This is a genomic window from Streptomyces longwoodensis (genome assembly GCF_001514125.1).
Lineage (GTDB): Bacteria > Actinomycetota > Actinomycetes > Streptomycetales > Streptomycetaceae > Streptomyces > Streptomyces longwoodensis.
Map to the genome: position 1 here is coordinate 194,639 of NZ_KQ948557.1, position 17,235 is coordinate 211,873.

Consider the following 17,235-nt stretch of genomic DNA (forward strand, 5'->3'; position numbering starts at 1 on the left):
ATGGATCCGGACCGCCTCGCCCTGGTTCGCACCGGCGATCCGGACGGCTGCGGCTCTGGCTACCTCATCGGCCCGCACCTCGTCCTAACCGCTCTTCACGTCGTGCGTCCCGAACGACAGTGGGCGGAACGCATCGAGGTGCAAGTGGGGCATCCCCGTTACGGGGCTGGCCCGGTAGACCGACATGCCAAGGTGTGCTGGCCGGATCCACAAGGACAAGCCCCGACCGCCGACGCCCCGGACATCGCCCTGCTGTGGCTCTTGGGCAAGCCGGTCAACACCAGCGAAGCGCCGGTGCGCTGGGGCCGGCCGGATGGGATCGCGCCAGTCCCGTTCAGGGGGGCCGGGTTCCCCGCGTTCGCGGCCGATGCCGAAAACCCGGCACACTTCGAGTTTCTGCGCGGTGACTTGCCGCCCATTTCCACCTCGTCGTCGGGGTGGGTGCTGAACTGTCCCGTCTGGCCGGCCTCCGGCCGAGGCACAGAACGCCCGTGGCAGGGGGCATCAGGAGCGGCGATCTTCTGCCACAGCCGTCTGGTGGGAGTGGTGGTCGAGGATAACCAGGCCGTGGGCTACAGACGCCTGCACGCCGCCCCGGTCCACGAGGCCCTGAGTCTGCCCAGCTTCGCTGACTTCGTCACCGAGCATGGATACCCCGGCACCACGACAACGCTGGAGGCAGTCACCGCCGACGGGATAGCAAACTGCACCCGGCTGTCGCCGCACATCCGCACCCACGCCGACGAGCTGGCCCGACTCGGTGGCAAGGGCTCCTACCTGACCCAGAACAGGCTCCGGTTCGTCAGCCCGCTTGACGACTCGGACCCCAGGCGGCTGTTCAGGAAGCTGACCAGGCTGACCGTTTCCGCACCGGAGCAGGAGTCCAAACGAGGCGTCCTGCTGACCGGCCCTGCAGGGGTCGGCAAGACCCGGACGTGCTTCGAGATCGCGAGAGCCGCGCTTGAGCAGCAACCGCCATGGCAGGTGCTGCACGTGGCTCGTTCCCCCGAGGTGACGACCGACGACGTCATGGCCGCTATCCGGGACCAGGCCGGACGGCAACGAATACTGCTGATCTTCGACTACCTCGACAGCTATGAAAGTGTGAACCTCACGGCCTTCGGCGAGGCACTGAGAACGGAGGACCCAGAGGGCCGCGTCGCCTGCGTCGCGTCGGCCCGGCCCAACATGCTCGGCGTGCTCAGGGACAACGGCGTCGGCCTTCTCCTCGACGAGGTGCCCCTGCGAAGCGACCCGGACCACACGGAGAAGGTGATCAACCAGATCTTCACGGACGTCGCACCCGACTTGCTCAAGGACAAAGACTGGGGCGCGCAGCGGCTCTTGAAGATGTGCGGGCAGCGGCCGATCATCGCCCTGCTCATCGCACAGGAACTCGAGTCCCGCCCCAAGGCCCGTTCCACCGCACTCGAACTCGGCCCGCCCCGGCCTGTGGACCTGCTCATCTGGCTGCAGCAGCGCACCAAACAGGACTTCGACGAGCCGGCCAAGGAAACCCTGCTGCTGGCCTCGGCGGTTGCCGCAGCCTCGTGCGAGCAGGACCAGGACGCCGTCGAAAACGCCGTGGAACAATTCCTCGCCATCTGGTCGGACACGACCTTCCGGGAGGGACCCGAAGGTGTGGTCGGGCGACTACTGCACCTCGGCTGGCTGGTCGAATCCGGTCAAGGCCTCGATACCATCCACGACGTCGTCACAGACGAGTTCCTGAGGATGGCCATCTTCCCCAGCGGCAACACAGTCCTTGGTGACGTGCTGAAGACACTGCTGTCCGCGTTCCTGGCCAGCGTCCAGACCTTCAGCGTGGCCTCCCGTCACCTGCGGCGATGGATGGCCGATCTCTCAGACGCACACCGCAGGACAGTGGAGCGCACCTGCGCCAACTGGCTCGTGGGCAGTATCGATCAGGTGACTTCACTGATCGCCGGTGACCCGCAGGCCGGCCGATCCCTCATGCTCACCATGCTGTCGAGCCCGCCCTGGCGCAAAGGAGTGGACGACAGCTGGGACCGCCTGGCCAGGCCCTGGCTGGAGGAAAACGAGCAGCGTGAACCCGGACAGGCGGCAACCCTCCTGGCCGGAGCCGTACACAACTCCTTCGGCGGCGTGTCGGAACATCTCACAGACGCCTGCCTCGCATGGGTGGACCGGCAGTGGATCAACCGTGACGTCAGCCACCTGCTCCGTGTACTGCTCGAAGCCGACGGAGTGTCCACCAAGGACAGCGGCAAGGCCGCAGAATATGCGCTCAGGTGGCTCGAACAACAACGCACCACAACCAAGGCAGGTACTCGGCTACTGGCCTCCCTGCTGCGGCGCAAAGACCTCGACGCCGACCGCGGGGCCGCAGCGACCGCCTTCTCCCTCGGGTGGATCGGCAGGAACAAACGCAACCCGGAAGCCGGCCTGATACTGCGGCCACTGCTGCTCCACAAGGATCTCGACGAGGCATCCCAGAGCCACGCAATCAGGCGGACCCTGGCGTGGCTCGGTGCTCAGCCACCGCCTTCGGCAGCCGCGATGGTGCTGGATGCAGCGTTACGCAGTGAAAACCTCCAAGCCGACCAGGCAGGCCGTGTGACGCGGCGTGCCCACGCATGGCTGAAGAAGCACTGGAAGGACATCGACGCCTCATTCGTGCTGGAGCCCTTACTGGCCCGGTGCCGCTACGAGAACACGGACGCAACGGTCGTACTCGACCATGCGTTCGACTGGCTGGGCCTTCATGCACGGACCCGTCGGGCAACTTACGTGCTCGCCGAACTCCTCCTCCGCCAAGACCTCGGTGCCCGGCGGGCAGCATCGGCGGTCAGTGCCGCTCAGGCATGGCTGGACGAGCACGGCGCGACAGCTGACGCCAAGTTCCTGTTCAGTTCTCTGCTAGCCCGATCCGACATGGATCGGGAAGCCAAACAAAAGCTGAGCCAGAGCGCGGTGAACTGGCTCAGCCGACACGGCCTGGACCGCGGCGGTGCATATGTCATGGCTGCGCTTCTTCATCCCGAGGCCGCCGGCAAGCACGTCGACAAAGCAGCCCGCACCGTCCTGGCCTTACTCGACGACACGCATGACCCCGTCCTGGTGCGGAACACACTGGCCCATGTGCTGCGGTGTCACGGCATCGGACCCGACGCTATCCGCGATGCCGTCGAACGGGCACTGGACTGGCTGGAGGCAACCGGACGTGAGTTCGAGGCAACATACTTGTTGGGACCGCTGCTGGAACGCCGTAGATTCCTTGACGGTCATGCCTCCCGGGCTGTCGGTTTAGCACTCGACTGGCTAGACATCCATGGAACACGACAGGAAGCCTCCTTCGTCCTGGACCCGCTTCTCGGACTGACTGGTCTCACGGAAGAAGAGGCCAGGACGATCGGGAAGGCAGCGCAGGAATGGATCCACGACCACCTACCCTCCGAGAACGCTCGTTTCGTACTTCCCTGGCTGCTCCAGCGTCCCGAATTCGCCCTCAACTGGCCCAAGCCCGTTGAGACGCTCGCCTTCACATGGCTGGACCTCCATGGAGATTACCCGCACGCCTCACACGTTATCGTCCCACTGCTGCAGCGCCGAGATGCCGGACAGCCCGGCGACGCAGTCGACCGGGCGCTGAGCTGGCTTGAGAAAAACCCCACCGCCGTAGGCGCCCCCCACGTCGTCTCGGCACTGACAACAGGCCATGACATCGACCCCGACCAATACGCTGCACGCATCGACTACCTCCTCGCCCTGCTCGACGCCAGACCCGAGCATGGAGCAGCTCTACTGCAGGGCATCCGGTTCCGGCGCGACTTGGATGCAGGCCGGGCAGCTCATCTCGCTGAGTATGGGCTTCAAGTCCTGGAGGACGACGAAAAACCCTCCGACCGCGGGCTGGTCATCGGCCTGCTACGCCTCACCCTTGGCCCGGAACACCAGTGCCGCATCGTCCGCTTGGCCCTCCGCTGGCTGGAGAGTCCCACCCCGCCGACCACGAAGATCGGCGTGCTGGACGTCCTGCTGAAACGCGACGACCTCCGGGCCGACCAACTCTCCCGCGCACTAGAAGCACTGGAGCAGGCCACACACTGGATCAACGCAACCGACCCCCGGAACCTGGGCCGGCTCTTGGGATCGGTGCTCGGCAACCCGAGGCTGGACGACGCATACCGGCTCGGCGCCACCCGGCGCGCACTGGAATGGCTGGACTCCTACGGCACCCATCCTGAGGCCTCAGACGTCCTGGCCGTTCTGCTCGACCGGCTCGACCTCGCTCCCGCGGACGCTGAGGCGGTGGCGGCCCACGCTGAGGCATGGTTGGCGGCGGCCCACAGCGAGAGCTGGGGCCGACCGTCGCTCGGAGAGGCGCTGTGCCGGCACCGAGAGCGGCAGACAGCACCGGACCCACCCTCGTCGTAGCGCTGCGCGACCATGCCCCCTCCAGATGCTGACCTTGTCGGGGGTGTAGGTGGTGGTGCGACTGGATGCGCCGTCGGCAACCCAGGGCTGCGGGTAGCGGCTGACGGCCAGACGACCTGCTGCGTACAGCCTTCAGGCAGGGGCAGCCGGTCCGCAGCGCTGTCGCCTATCGATCAGACGACGGCTGCGGTCGGTGTTTGCAGTGCACCGATTGTCCGCTGGCCATCTCTGGGGCGCCGAAGGGCCTTCCCGATGAGCAAGGGCACCACAAGGCTCGCACCGGCGACCATGCCGAGCCGTTGCCGGACCTACGGCGTACCCAAGGAACGGAACAGGGCTGCCAGGGAGGCATGGGGGTCAGCAGGGGGTGCGACAATAGAGGTAGGACGGGGCAACGCCGTCGGGGTCCGTCCGGGTGGGGACAGGGCTGGTTCCTCGTCGGTGTCGAGCAGCGGGGCTAGACGCTCGCGGGTGTCGGCGAAGTTCCATCCGACGACGTCCTCGATCGAGTCGATCTGCTCGGCTACCTCGTTCGGGTCGTAGTCTTCGAGGTGATGCGCCAGGTAGGCGTCGACGTCGGCGGGAGAGTACGTGTCGATGGTCGGCCCCAGACCGAGGCCGGCCAGTGAGTCGGCATACCGGACCAGTGCTCCGGCCAGGTCTGTTTCATAGCTGGTGTCCTGATGACGGGCGATCCTCGGTTCGTGCCTGCACCAGGTGTAATCAATGACGGCGCGGATCTCAGAGATGGCCCCGGTGAGCGGGTGGCGCGCCGGCCACAGGGGAGTTGCATCCTCGACCGCTGCAGCAAGTTCCGTGACGAGTTCCGCCAGCGGCTCGATGGATGTCATGCCCACGCTGTCAACGAGCAGGGCGACACGGGACATGGCGCCGGCGAACCAGCCGCCCGGCAGCGCTGCTCCCGCCGCCTTGTAACGGTCCCCGTGGAAGCGCACGATCAGCGTCAGGGCTTCGACGAGCGAGGTCACCTCCCGGATGCTGCCGCCGGCGAGATCCGCCGCGTCGCACGGGTAGAGATCCCACAGTTCCCGCAGCCGGGCCAGCAACTCCCGTGCACACATGTCGAGAACGCTGCGGAACAGGTCTTCACCACTGGAGAACAGCCGCAGGTTGTTCTCCAGCTCGATGGCTTCGCCACGCCTGCACACAGTGATCAGATCGTCGACCGATACAGCGTTTTTGATGATGGCTGTCATCGCGCCGGGACTCACGGACAGGTACCGGATGAGGAAGTCCCGTTGGCTGGGATCAGCCAGAGCCAGTATCCGGTTGCCCGCGTGGAAACCCTTGGTGATCCACGAACCGTCGAGCCGCTCGAGCGCGGCATCAACGTGAGAGTCTGACAACGGGATTCCTCCCAGCCGCTGGACAACCTCCTGCCATGGCGCCAGCTGCGAGTCCATCAGCGACAGCGTCAGCAGCAACTGCTGGTCGACCAGCGGAAGCGCCCGGAAACTCGTGCCCCAGATCTCGAAAGGGTTCTCCAGAGCCTCGTCCAGGTCGTCGATCAGCTCTTGAGCACTCCTTGCTCTGTTGCGCCGTACGACGAGTTCCACGAGACGAGGGGAGTAGTTCCGGTGGCCGACCACCTGCTGCCACCAGGACGAGGCGGCAAGATCACGGCGAGCCTGCGGATCGGTTATGGCGAGGTGGACGTGGTTGAACAGCATCCGGCCGCGTATGTCGTAGGGGAGGCGTTCGACCGTGACATGGCAGTGCGCGAGCCGGTCCATGGCGCGTCGGGACGCATCACTGAGCCGCACTGTTTCCTGCAGGACCTGTACTCGACTCGTCATGATCAGGACCTTGGCCGTTGTGCTGCCGGTCTGCCGCTCCACTATCGACTCGATGAACTCGGACATGTCGGTCTCATGGTGGCGTGAACCGTGGTCCTGATGGTGTGTCTGGCCCCAGACGTCGTCGAAGAAGAACACCGTGGGAGTGTCGTCCTCGAGCCACGCCCACCATTGATCGACAGTCCGCGGGTCAACGATCACCCGAAAGCCGCGGTGCCACCACAGCAGCAACAGATACTCAGCGATCGTTGTCTTGCCTGCTCCGGGCGCCCCGCTCAGCAGCACACAGCCGTGCTGCTCGAGCGTGAACCTAGCGACCTCGCAGGCCTCGTGATGCACGAAACGCAGGTAGTTGCGCTCAATACGCTGGATCCTGGACTCGCCGCGAAGGAAGACCCCGTCCTGCATCATGGCGCGTACGGCCTGCGTCGAGGAGATCCACAGCTTGAAATGACGCCGCTCGACCTCTGGGTGTAAAGCGAGCACGGCATTGAGCCACCCCCGCCCGTGCACCTCCACTGTCCCGGCAACTCCCGACAGTGCCTCCCGCGTCTCCCTCTCGCTGGCAGGGGTCAGGTCGGCAGACGTGACGAAGACGTATCGGACCGGCACGAAGCCCATGCCTGCTGCTCTGCCCGCCTCCTTCCTGGCGGCCCGGAGCACTGAGCCCCTGTCCGCAGAGGGCGTGTGCTTGCACTGCGCCACCACCCAGCCCTCGTCCGAGACTGCCTTCAGGTCGATGCCCCCGTCCGCCCCCACCCGAAAAGTGGAGTACACCAACCGGTCCTGAGCGGAGAGCAAGTCACGGACGAACACTTCGAAGTCATAGGGCGACAAGCTCGCGAAGTCATAGTCTGGAGCAGCGATTCCGCTCACCTCTCACCATCTGCAGCGCACCGACTGGGGCCGGCCGCCCCCAGAAGGTCGTACCACACCACCACCACACCACCACCGGCCCTCACGGGCGGCCAGCGTCACGGCGGCCACGCTGTACGAACTGCTTGCCGAGATGCTGCGCCTGACAGGCCGGATGATCTCTTCTCAGACGGACAGTCGACTGCTGTACATCTGTCTGCGCTCACAGTGAGACACTGGTTACCGGCTGCCGTGGGACGCAGTCGCGCGAGGGGGAGCGGCGGGGGGACGGAGGAATGCGGTGAGCCGTTGGTATCAGCCGCAGGAGCAATGGCCCAGACACCAAAAATCATGGTGGAGGGAAACCATCGACCTGGCGCGGTCCGCCGGGTGGCACCTGCAGTACCTCGATGGACACGCCTGGGGCCGCATCGTGTGCGATCCAAGCGAAGACAACCCCTGCACAGTCCCGATCTTCAGCACGGGAACGAGCGGGGAATCCGCAGCCCGCACTGCACGCAGAACCGTTGAACGGTGTGACCACCTTGCGGCCGCGGAAGCCGGGCAGATCCTGGTCAGGGCCGGTGTACTGCTCGACCGGGCCGAGGCGCTCCTGGATGCGGCAAGTCGTCTGCTGCAAGCCGCGGACAAGCAAGCTGAAGCCGAAGAGCTTCTGCAAGGAGCCGCTACGGCGGCCGATGAAGCTGAAAAGCTGACCCAGGCCCTGCAGCGGGAGGCGGACGGCGACAGGCTCACGGTCGAGGCCTACGAGACGCTGCCGGAAGGCCGGCAGCTGGGATACCCGCCCGCATCAGAGGAGGTAGGCGCTTTGATCTCTGATGCGTCAACACACGCTGACGAGGCTGAGCAGCTCGCCGGGCGTCTTCCTGCCGGTGATCACAGCGTCCCTCTCCAGGAGAGGATCACACAGGTCAGGACACGTGTGACGGACCTCTCCGGTCACTTCTAGCCGCGCTGGAATGCGAACCGGTCACCTGCTGCTTAATCTGTTGGAGAAGTCCAACGAGCGGGTATGGTGATTCTAGGAGGAGGGGGTACTCCGTGGAGACGCACATTCCGCTGATCGTCCGCAACATCAGCTTGAACGACGACGCGACCATCGAGCAGCTTGCGCTCAGCCTGTCCGACTTCGGATGGCACGAGACCGGCGGACAGGTCATCGCGACGTTCTACACGTCCGCTGCAGACCCAGTCGCTGCAGCGGCAGCAGCAGCGCTCAGCATCAAGCGAGCTCTGCCGCAAGCCCGTGTGGAACGCGTCGACGAGCAGTTCGTCTCGCTCGCCGACATCGCGGCCCGGGCCGGCCTGACCCACGAAGCTGTCCGCCTGTGGGCGGCAGGAAAACGACGCGCCGCAAGCGAGCCGTTCCCAGCCCCTCGGGCAGAAGTAGGCCAGGGCCGCACAGCCACCAAGATCTGGACATGGCCCGAAGTTCTCACATGGCTCAAGACCCACTACTGCCTGGATCTCGAACCAGACACCGCCTACCTCACCCCCGAGCAGGTAACGCGCCTGAACGCCGCGCTGCAAAGCCGTCCTCAACCCCGATGGCAGCCTGCTACAGCCGGAGTCGCCCGCACCTTGGCAGTGATGAGCACTGTGCTGGAAGAGGACGCCTCACCCACTCCGACAGCCCGGCGCTTCACATGCACCGGCGGCAAGCGGTGAACTCCGTCAACACCGATCAGGCCGTGGAGACGTCGCAGGACGATCTGCGGGAGCAAGTCGCCCACCTCCACGGCCGGCTTCACCTCACGGATGTTCGTGTACAACGGCTACGAGCGGAAAGCCTGGGAGACCCGCCGTTCGACGTCAATAGCATCCAGATCCACAGCGGTCCGTGCGAAGTCCTGCTTGAGCCGCCCCGTTTCGCTGCCCGGGTCAACCAGACCGTGACACTGCGCGACCTCGACGAGCAGACACTCGCCGAAGTCGAAATAGTCCTGATCATCGACTATGCCCTCGATGAAGGACCTGACCTCCCCGAGGACGTCGTCAGCGCGTACGTGGAGCACAACACCTACTTCACGGCACACCCCTACCTCCGCGAAACCCTGCAGAACGCCACACTGAGACTCGGGCTCGAGCCCGTCATCCTGGGAGTCCTCGACAGAAACCAGCCCCGGCCGCATGAGGTCATGCTGGTGCGCCGCGCCCCGGCCCGTTCCGACGAAGCCAGCCAGTAACTTCCCCGGTTCCGCCACTCGTTCCACGGCAGGGTCTGTCCGCGACTTGCCCCGCAGCGAGAGCGCTGTCGGTCACGCCTGACCATTGAGGACCAGTGCGGAGTGCAGCGCGGCTTACGGCAGCACATGTCGCTGCCGCCCAGCCTGACAGCTCGGCCAATCACAGCGGGGGAGTTGTCTCCGATACAGCGCCCATCATGACGACGAAGGGGCGACTCCGATCACGGTCTTCGGACCATACTGGCTGCATGTCCTCATCACTTCGCCCTCCTGCACAGCGGCCCTGCGAGAGCTGTCCTTACCGACGCGATGTACCTGCGGGAATCTGGGCCAGTGAGGAGTATGCCAAGCTCCGCCGCTATGACGCTGACACTCCCGATCAACCCACAGGGCTCTTCCAGTGCCATCAGGCCGATGCTGACAGCACTGTCCGTCGTGTCTGTGCCGGCTGGGCCGGATGCCACGAAGGCCGTGGGCTGCTTGCCCTGCGGCTGGCTCTTCTTGACGGGCGTATTGATGAGGCCACGTTTGAGGCCGTAGCCGACTACACATCGCCAGTGCCACTGTTCTCCTCTGGCAGCGAAGCCGCCGCACATGGTGAGACAGGCATTGACGCGCCGACCGAGGAAGCCCGCCGTCTCATCGACAAGATCACTCGAACCCGAAGCGATCTGGTGCTGAAGCGCTCCGGGGATCACTGATCACGGCCGAGGACTGCGGAGACCACGGCGGTGCCCTTTCGCGGTAGCGGGTAGTGGCACCTGGCGCTGCTGGCTCAGGTTCCGTGCCGGGGCCGTTGCGGAGAAAAGGGCGGCGCTTGCCCGCCGACAGCAGCCGACGATCGATACACCGTGTCTACGGCTTGCCAGGGGCCCGTCGGCCCCCGCGACGAGGCTGGACGGTCTGCCCGTGCCCCGATCTGTCGTGGCTGATGAACACCGAGCGATCTCGTTCGCATGCGTGGGCATCCTGCCGGGGCGGGCCTGTTCGAACAACAGACTCCACGCGTGTGGGCAGTGGCGTGGAAAGGCGGATTACCGGACCGATGTGAGGGCTTCAATCTCATGCCCAACATCAGGAACCGGCAGGGTCTGACCTTCTGACGGTGTCCGGGACCGCGAGGTCTGGTGCGAACTGCGCGAGGGAGATCGTGGTGGCCTGTGCCAGCTGATCCGCGGTCGCAGTGCCCGAGCGGTCCACGGCCGCAGCCCACGCACCGACCGACTCCTTGGAGAAAGCCTGCACCTCACCGGAGGCCGCCATTACGGTCGGGTCCCCGATGGATTCGCCGCTGAGGAACAGGCTGAGCCCCATCAACGCCCCGTCCCATCCGGGGCCGACCCACAGCGCGCCCGCTCCGCTCTGCGCCATCTCGATGGGCACGGTGTGGTCGAGTTCGAGCGCTGTGCCGTCGCCGTCCTCTACGAGGCGCAATTCGACGATGCTCCTCGGTCCTCCCCAGGTCAGCCGCACCAGCCGCGGCGGTTCGCAGGCGAGGATCTCTCCACCGGCGTTGCCTTCGAGTTGGAAGGTCCCGCCGACGCGCAGGTCGCCGCTGATGGGCATGAACCAGCGCTTGATCCGATCGGGGTCGGTCACGGCGTCCCAGACGTCCTCAACTGCTGAGTCGTAGGTGCGGCGCAGCGATACGCCGACGCATTCGCCGGCGTCCTCCGCTCCTCCCGGGAGCCGTGCAACTGCGCGTGCGATGGCCGCGATCTGGTTCGCGATATCGATGTTCACGGGGTATCCGTTTCCTCTCGATCGATGTTCGCGGCGCTGCCGGTCTCTGATGCCCTGGCTTGGGCGATGCGGCGCTCGCGTTTGCCGCGGGCGAGCTCGGTGGCCAGTGCGTCGAGGCGCTGGTCCCACATCCCGCGGAAGCGGTTAAGCCACGCATCGAGTTCCTGCAGGGCGCCGGGATTGACTGCGTACAGCCTTCGGGTGCCCTCGGGCCGCACCGTCGCGAAGCCACTCTCGCGCAGTACCCGCAGATGCTGGGAGACCGCCGGCTGGGAGATGCCGAACTCCGCGCGGATCGTCGCGGTCACAGAGCCGGAGGTCTGCTCACCGTCGGCCAGCAGCTCCAGGATGCGACGGCGGACCGGGTCACCGAGGACGTCGAATGCGTGCACATCCCAAATATAGGAGTCTGTTTATATAAGTCAACACCTATATGCTGCAGGTGCGGCGATGTCGAGGATCGCGCGGAGCGTGGGAGGAATGATGACCGGCTTGAGCCTGAGTGAGGTGCTGGGGGAGTTGCGAGAGCTCGAGGATCCCCGCATCCGCGCGGGCAACGAGAAGCGTGGCGACGGCCACGCGGTGAATCTGAGCAGTCTGAGGGCGTTCGCCAAGCAACTGGGGACCCAGCACGAGCTCGCGCTCGACCTCTGGGCCACGGGTGACAGTGCGGCGAAACTGCTCTCCACCCTGACCTGCTGCCCGAGTGCCTTCAAGCTCGGCGACCTGGACGCCATGCTGCGCTCGGCGCAGGCGCCGAAGGTCCGGGACTGGCTCGTGAACTACGTCGTGAAGAAGAGCCCGCACTGTGAGGCGCTGCGCGCGGCATGGCTCTTGGACCCTGATCCCGTGGTCGCGAGCGCCGGATGGATGCTGACCACGACGCGCGTTGTGAAGAACCCGGAGGGCGTCGATCTCGCCGGCCTGCTCGATGTCATAGAGGCAGAGATGAAGAGCGCGCCCGAGCCGCTGCAATGGGCGATGAACGAGTGCCTGGGGAACATCGGGATCAAGCACCCAGCGCACCGCAGCCGGGCGATCGGCATCGGTGAACGGCTCGGGGTCCTCAAGGACTACCCGACGCCGCCGAACTGCACCTCCCCGTTCGTCCCCGTCTGGATCGCCGAGATGGTGGGCCGAAAGGAGCGTCGGCAGGGGCACTGATGAAGCCAGTGGCGCCCTGGTGCAGGAGAGGCGGCTGGAGACGCACCACCGTGGACGGCACCGGAAGGATCTCCACAGCAGTACGCCAGGAAACGCCACCGGAAGCACTTATTCGAGTCACGTGACCGGGATGTCCAGCAGTCTGACCTGATTCGGGAGGACCATCTGAGATGGATACGAACGAAAGGACGGCCCGCCGGAGTCTGATACGCAGAGCTGAGTGCGGCGCCAGTCCGTGAGGTCGGTGGGAGAAAACCGTGGAAAAGGTTTTCGACAGCAACGACTTCCCTGCACGGGATGCTCTTTCAGCGTGGGAAAAAGCGACCGCGGATGCGGTGATGCCGACGTCCTTCAAGTTGGTCGGTGACAATGTTTTTCGTGGGTGGGTCAGCACGATGTCGCTGGGGGCGGCTCAGGTTTCAGCGATGGCGTATTCGTCCTACCTCACAAGCAGGACCCCGAAGCTGATCCGCGTTTCAGACCCGGAGATCATTGTCTGCTGCGTTACGAACTGCGGCTCACATGTGGTCGAGCAGAATCGCAAACATACTACGCCCCGGCCGGGTGAACTCGTGTTCCTCGAAAGCTCCCACCCCTTCGAGTCTTACGCTGACGGCGGGAACATCCTCATCCACTTCCCCCGCGCGCTGCTTCCCCTGCCGGCCCGCCACATCAGTCAGCTCATCTGCCGAGCTCTTCCCGGCGATCAGGGCATGGGGCGCCTGCTGACAGCCTTCCTCACCCATCTGACAGAGGACGGCCCGAGCCACACGCCGCAGGATGCCGCACGACTGGGCAACGTGAGTCTGGACCTGGTCACCGCTGCAATGGCGCACTTCCTGGAGCGTGAGAGTGACATTCCCCCCGAATCCCGCCAGCGTGTTCTGTACACGCAGATCCTCTCGTTTATCGAGCGTCACCTGTGCGACAGTTCTCTTACTGCGGGTGAGGTAGCGGCAGCCCACCACATGTCGGTTCGCTCACTGCACCGGCTTTTCCGGCAGCACGGGGTGACTGTCCGTTCCTGGATGCGCAGCCAGCGCCTGGAACGCTGCCGCAGAGACCTGGCTGACCCTTTGAAGCGCCACACTCCGATCCAGGCCATCGGTGCACGCTGGGGATTTCCCCGCCCCGCAGACTTCACCCGCGCCTTCCGGGCTGTGCATGGCATCACCCCCAGCAACTACCGGAACCAAGTACTCCACCACGGCACTCAGGCTGGCGCACCAAGCCAAGTACCTGGCACACCTGGCTAAGGCGCTGCGGATATCCCCCTGTGATGATCGGACAGCCACAGCCGGCCGTACCGGCTGTAACGGAAAAGGGGAACAGGATGAACATGCGTTCGCGCATCGGAATGGCATCGGCCGCTGCTCTGTTCGGCGGGCTGGCAGTCACCGCAGCCACACCCGCTGACGCGGTCGGCCACCGCACAACATCAGCCGCCCAGCCCGCCGCCTCCGCCCACACCCGGCTGTGGACCGAGCGAGGGTACGGCTTCGCCGACGTGAAGAAGACCTGGACAGCACAGCCGGGCTGGCCGGGCCGATACCGCGGCACCGTCTCGGGAACCGTCCACCACTACCACGCTCCGGGCAACCGCAACGTACTCGTCGAGGTGAGCACCGACGGCAGGATCTTCAGGCTCGGTGAGACATCCGGGACACGGACATTTAGCAGGCCCTACAAGTACACCAAGCGAGTGCTGCTCCGGGTGTGTCTGCACCGCCCCGGGGCAAGCGGTGTGTCCTTCTGCAGCCGCTGGTGGTAACAACGCCCAGATGCTGCACGGCTGACACTCCGCCCCCTGTTCACCTGCCTGCGGACGGCCGCGCACACCCCACCCCCTCGCCTTCACAGTCACCCGCAGGCCAGGCAGGTGACGCGCCCGCCTTCGAGACGGCGCTACCCCGTATCTCGCATGCTCCGCCACCGGTCCAGGCAGGCCCCTGACCCGGATCCTGGCTGTTCTGGCCGACCGTGCGTACTCCTCACACGCCCTCCGCAGCCTCCTGCAGCGCTGGGGCATCCCTGCGGTCATCGCGCAGCCGTCCGCACCTGCGCAGGTGCGGACGGCTCGTGCTCGTTCCGGCGATGAGCGTCGGGGCGCCCGCTGGATCAGACCGCATACGGTTCCAGAGGGGAAGCGACCGATCGGGACCGGACACACCGCAACCCAGGATGCGTGAGGCGACGTTCAGGACACCAGGCGCTCGATGATGCGTTCCATGCCGCTGGTCCAGTTGGTCTCCAAAGCGGTGGCGGCGCCCTCCACGTCGCCATCGAGGAGGCACTGAGCGATGCGTTCGTGCTCCTCGGCCGAGCGCGCCATGATGTCCTGGTCGCCGACGACGGCACGCTCGTAGCGGTGCAAGCTCAGTTTGAGGGAGTCGATCAACTCCATCAGCCGGGTGTTGCGGCAGCCAGAGAGCAGGAACGCGTGCCACTGGACGTCGTAGCGTTCGATCGCACCGTGCTGGGCCTCTGGGGCGGAGAATTCCCGGGCGCGCTCCAGGAGCTCCGGTGCGATGCGAGTGAGGTGTTCGGCATCCGAAGAACGCAGGGCCAGACACTCCAGCGCGATGATCACCTCGGTCAAATCCCGCAACTGAGCCGCGCTGGTGGGCACGAAGCGAAATCCCCGACCGCGCTCACTGACGATGATCCCCTCGCGTTCCAGGCTGATCAGCGCCTCCCGCAGTGGTGTGCGGCTGACCCCCAGATCTTCGGCGAGCTGTACCTCGTTGATCGTCTCTCCGGGCGTGAAGCGACCCGTGCCCAGCCGTTCCAGGAGTTCGTCGATCACCTGCTCTCGCATGGGACGGCGCTCGATCGCCACGTGCCACTCTCCTCTCCTCATGCGGTCCTGCCCCTGGTGGGGCGGCCACCGGTACCGGCAAAAGAGTAGGGGACTACGCCGTGCCGGCTCCGTCGACGGTGACGACCGCGCCGCTGACGAAGGCCGCGGCGTCACTCGCGAGGAAGGCAACCGTCCGCGCAATGTCCTGCGGTGTACCGATTCGTCCCAGCGGCCGGTCCGCCGCGTCGGCATAGAAGACGTCGGCGCTCTCGCCGAGCTGCCGGGCCTCCTCCGCCAGCATGCCCGTGTTGGTGTCCCCGGGGCACACGCACACCACACGGATGTTGTCCGGCCCGTGGTCGATCGCCATCGCCCGGGTCATGTTGACCACCGCGCCCTTCGAGGCGCAGTAGGAGATAGCGCGGGCGCCGCCCTTGACGCCCCACCCGGAGCCGGTGTTGACGATGACGCCGCCGCCGTTCGCTGCCATCAGCGGGACCACCAGACCGCTGAGCACCATGATGGCCCGGACGTTGACGGCCATCACCAGGTCCCAGTCGTCGTCGGTGATCTCGCACACCGTCGAGCGGCGGATGATCCCGGCGTTGTTGAACAGCACGTCGACGCCGCCGAACTGGGACACTGCCGTATGCACCGCCTCCTCGCAGTCGGCGCGGCGGGAGACGTCGCAGCGTACAAACACGCCGCCGACGTCCTTGGCGGCCTGCTCGCCGCGCTCGGAGTCGACGTCGGCGAGCAGTACCTGTGCGCCCAGTTCGGCGAACAGGGCCGCGGTGGCGCGGCCGATGCCGGAGGCGGCTCCCGTGACGAGGGCGCGCTTGCCTTGGAGATCGATCACAGTGGGCTCCCTGGGGTGTCGTCGGGTTCTCGGGGTGAGAGGTGCGCGGGCCGGACCGCCGAGGACCGGGGATCTCGGCGGTCTCCGGCAGATCAGGGTGACAAAAGGTGCATGGCGCTGCTGCGGCGGCCGGTGATCACGCGAACGTACCCGGACAGCTCCTCATCGAGTACGGGGTCGCCGGTGTCGACCAGCAGCGGGCGTCCGCCGAGTGCGGCCAGCTTGGCCTCGGTGGCGAGGACGGCTAGGCGTTCTCGGCCGGCTGTGCGCAGCAGGTCCGGACTAACCTGCTGGTTGCCGCGGCCGAGCAGGAAGCCCTGGCCGCCGATGGGGGACAGGGCGATCCACAGGTCGGGCTGGGCGAGCAGCTGGTCGGCCCGGGCGTCGGCCAGTATGACGCGGGCGGCGGCGCACGGGCCCGCGGACTCCACTCGCAGGACGTCCACGCCGGCCAGCGTGGCATCGTGTGCGCCGAGCGCGGCGGCGACGGCACGGGTGGTCGTCCCGGGGCCGAGGACGACCAGTGCGCCGGCCCCGACGCGCTCGGCGAGTCCGGCGGCGATGCCCGCCACGGCGTCGGCGTCGGGCGCGGAACTTCCCATCTTGCGCTGCTGGATGCGCACCGGCTCGTCCGGTACGGTCAGCCATCCGTAGAGCCGGGTCACCACGCGGCCCGCCCGCAGTGCCTCCTCGTTCCGGTCCATAACCTCCGCGGCCTTCACCCCGCTTCGTCCGCCGGTCCAGGCGGCGGCCGCCTGACCCGCGGCCCGCGGATGCACCCCGAAGACCGCGGAGTGCATCTTGACGCCCGCAGGAATCCCGACGACGGGAACCCCGCGGGGACCACAGCTGTCACGGGGCCGGTGCAGGATGCCGTCCGGTGCTCCGGTTCGTGGTGAGCCGGTCATAGTGGCGGACGCCCGGGCCGCGGCACGCAGCCCGCCGGGCATCGCGTCCAGGATGTCGCGGGCTGTACCGTCGCCGCCGGCGAAGAGGAGAAGACCCACGCCGGCGCAGAGCAGGGCGGCCACGGCGCGTGCGGTGTCGGCGGCGCTGGTCGGACCAGGCCCGGGGTCGTAGACGCACTGCGCGGACAGTCCGGCCGCGTGCACTGCGTCCTCGCCCATCGCGCCGGCCGCGGTCAGCAACCGCGGCGCGGCGGTGCCCGGCGGCAGCCGGGCCATTAGTTCCATGAGGGCCAGCGCCGCCCGCCCGGTCGCGGCCGGCGCAGCGCCCAGCTCCCGCGCACGCGCCTGGACATCTGTGCCGTCGCTCCCCTTCAGTGCGACCCGCGCGCCGAGTCCGGCGATCGGGTTGACAACCAACCCGATCGCCGGCCCGGTGGCCGCCCCCTCAGCGGCCACCCCCTCC

At 66.5% G+C, this 17,235-nt stretch carries 14 protein-coding genes; 8 read left to right on the forward strand and 6 right to left on the reverse strand.

The features are described 5' to 3' along the window. Positions 1-4,419: a hypothetical protein gene (locus tag AQJ30_RS38980; RefSeq protein ID WP_211279090.1), complete on the forward strand. Its 4,419-nt coding sequence runs from the start codon at positions 1-3 to the stop codon at positions 4,417-4,419. 308 nt (positions 4,420-4,727) lie between these two features. Here the strand turns inward: AQJ30_RS38980 and AQJ30_RS23970 are convergent, their stop codons facing one another. After that, positions 4,728-7,112, reverse strand: coding sequence for an nSTAND3 domain-containing NTPase (locus AQJ30_RS23970; RefSeq protein ID WP_067237666.1), 2,385 nt, complete (start codon positions 7,110-7,112; stop codon positions 4,728-4,730). Positions 7,113-7,392: 280 nt separating this feature from the next. Here AQJ30_RS23970 and AQJ30_RS23975 point away from each other — a divergent pair, with 280 nt between their 5' ends. The 4 genes from AQJ30_RS23975 (at position 7,393) to AQJ30_RS39475 (ending at position 9,999) form a co-directional block, all read left to right on the forward strand. Continuing rightward, positions 7,393-8,061, forward strand: a complete 669-nt coding sequence (locus AQJ30_RS23975) for a hypothetical protein (RefSeq protein ID WP_067237669.1) — start codon at positions 7,393-7,395, stop codon at positions 8,059-8,061. A gap of 92 nt (positions 8,062-8,153) precedes the next feature. After that, the gene (locus AQJ30_RS23980) at positions 8,154-8,780 is read left to right on the forward strand and encodes a hypothetical protein (protein WP_067237671.1); all 627 of its coding nucleotides are present in this window, start codon (positions 8,154-8,156) and stop codon (positions 8,778-8,780) included. Next, on the forward strand, positions 8,777-9,298 hold the full coding sequence (locus AQJ30_RS23985; RefSeq protein WP_159052371.1) for a hypothetical protein: 522 nt from the start codon (positions 8,777-8,779) through the stop codon (positions 9,296-9,298). Before AQJ30_RS23980 ends, AQJ30_RS23985 begins: the two co-directional genes overlap by 4 nt. Positions 9,299-9,546: 248 nt before the next feature. Beyond that, the gene (locus AQJ30_RS39475) at positions 9,547-9,999 is read left to right on the forward strand and encodes a DUF6283 family protein (protein WP_079084246.1); all 453 of its coding nucleotides are present in this window, start codon (positions 9,547-9,549) and stop codon (positions 9,997-9,999) included. A 373-nt stretch (positions 10,000-10,372) separates the two neighbouring features. Here AQJ30_RS39475 and AQJ30_RS23990 read toward each other — a convergent pair whose 3' ends face one another. After that, on the reverse strand, positions 10,373-11,041 hold the full coding sequence (locus AQJ30_RS23990; protein WP_245727046.1) for an SRPBCC family protein: 669 nt from the start codon (positions 11,039-11,041) through the stop codon (positions 10,373-10,375). Beyond that, complete coding sequence (locus AQJ30_RS23995; protein ID WP_211279108.1) at positions 11,038-11,442, reverse strand: ArsR/SmtB family transcription factor; 405 nt, start codon at positions 11,440-11,442, stop codon at positions 11,038-11,040. Before AQJ30_RS23995 ends, AQJ30_RS23990 begins: the two co-directional genes overlap by 4 nt. A gap of 82 nt (positions 11,443-11,524) precedes the next feature. On the opposite strand from AQJ30_RS23995, the gene AQJ30_RS24000 reads away from it, so the two are divergent. The 3 genes from AQJ30_RS24000 (at position 11,525) to AQJ30_RS38500 (ending at position 13,976) form a co-directional block, all read left to right on the forward strand. Continuing rightward, the gene (locus tag AQJ30_RS24000; RefSeq protein WP_107119694.1) at positions 11,525-12,205 is read left to right on the forward strand and encodes a DNA alkylation repair protein; all 681 of its coding nucleotides are present in this window, start codon (positions 11,525-11,527) and stop codon (positions 12,203-12,205) included. A gap of 257 nt (positions 12,206-12,462) precedes the next feature. Next, positions 12,463-13,461, forward strand: a complete 999-nt coding sequence (locus tag AQJ30_RS37185) for a helix-turn-helix domain-containing protein (protein ID WP_159052372.1) — start codon at positions 12,463-12,465, stop codon at positions 13,459-13,461. Between the two features lie 77 nt (positions 13,462-13,538). Continuing rightward, positions 13,539-13,976, forward strand: a complete 438-nt coding sequence (locus AQJ30_RS38500) for a hypothetical protein (RefSeq protein ID WP_159052373.1) — start codon at positions 13,539-13,541, stop codon at positions 13,974-13,976. Positions 13,977-14,402: 426 nt separating this feature from the next. On the opposite strand, the gene AQJ30_RS24010 is transcribed toward AQJ30_RS38500, so the two are convergent. From AQJ30_RS24010 to AQJ30_RS24020, 3 genes are all read right to left on the reverse strand, one after another. Continuing rightward, on the reverse strand, positions 14,403-15,044 hold the full coding sequence (locus AQJ30_RS24010; protein ID WP_079084248.1) for a GntR family transcriptional regulator: 642 nt from the start codon (positions 15,042-15,044) through the stop codon (positions 14,403-14,405). 73 nt (positions 15,045-15,117) lie between these two features. Then, a complete protein-coding gene (locus AQJ30_RS24015) occupies positions 15,118-15,864 on the reverse strand; it encodes an SDR family NAD(P)-dependent oxidoreductase (protein ID WP_067237683.1) in 747 nt (248 codons plus the stop codon). A 92-nt stretch (positions 15,865-15,956) separates the two neighbouring features. Beyond that, on the reverse strand, positions 15,957-17,228 hold the full coding sequence (locus AQJ30_RS24020) for an ATP-NAD kinase family protein (RefSeq protein WP_245727048.1): 1,272 nt from the start codon (positions 17,226-17,228) through the stop codon (positions 15,957-15,959). Positions 17,229-17,235 lie beyond the last annotated feature (7 nt).

Bases quoted from the DNA above. Each gene is read 5' to 3' on its own strand.
- AQJ30_RS38980 (WP_211279090.1), top strand. From the start codon at position 1: ATGGATCCGGACCGCCTCGCCCTGGTTCGCACCGGCGATCCGGACGGC.
- AQJ30_RS39475 (WP_079084246.1), top strand. From the start codon at position 9,547: ATGTCCTCATCACTTCGCCCTCCTGCACAGCGGCCCTGCGAGAGCTGT.
- AQJ30_RS24000 (WP_107119694.1), top strand. From the start codon at position 11,525: ATGACCGGCTTGAGCCTGAGTGAGGTGCTGGGGGAGTTGCGAGAGCTC.
- AQJ30_RS38500 (WP_159052373.1), top strand. From the start codon at position 13,539: ATGAACATGCGTTCGCGCATCGGAATGGCATCGGCCGCTGCTCTGTTC.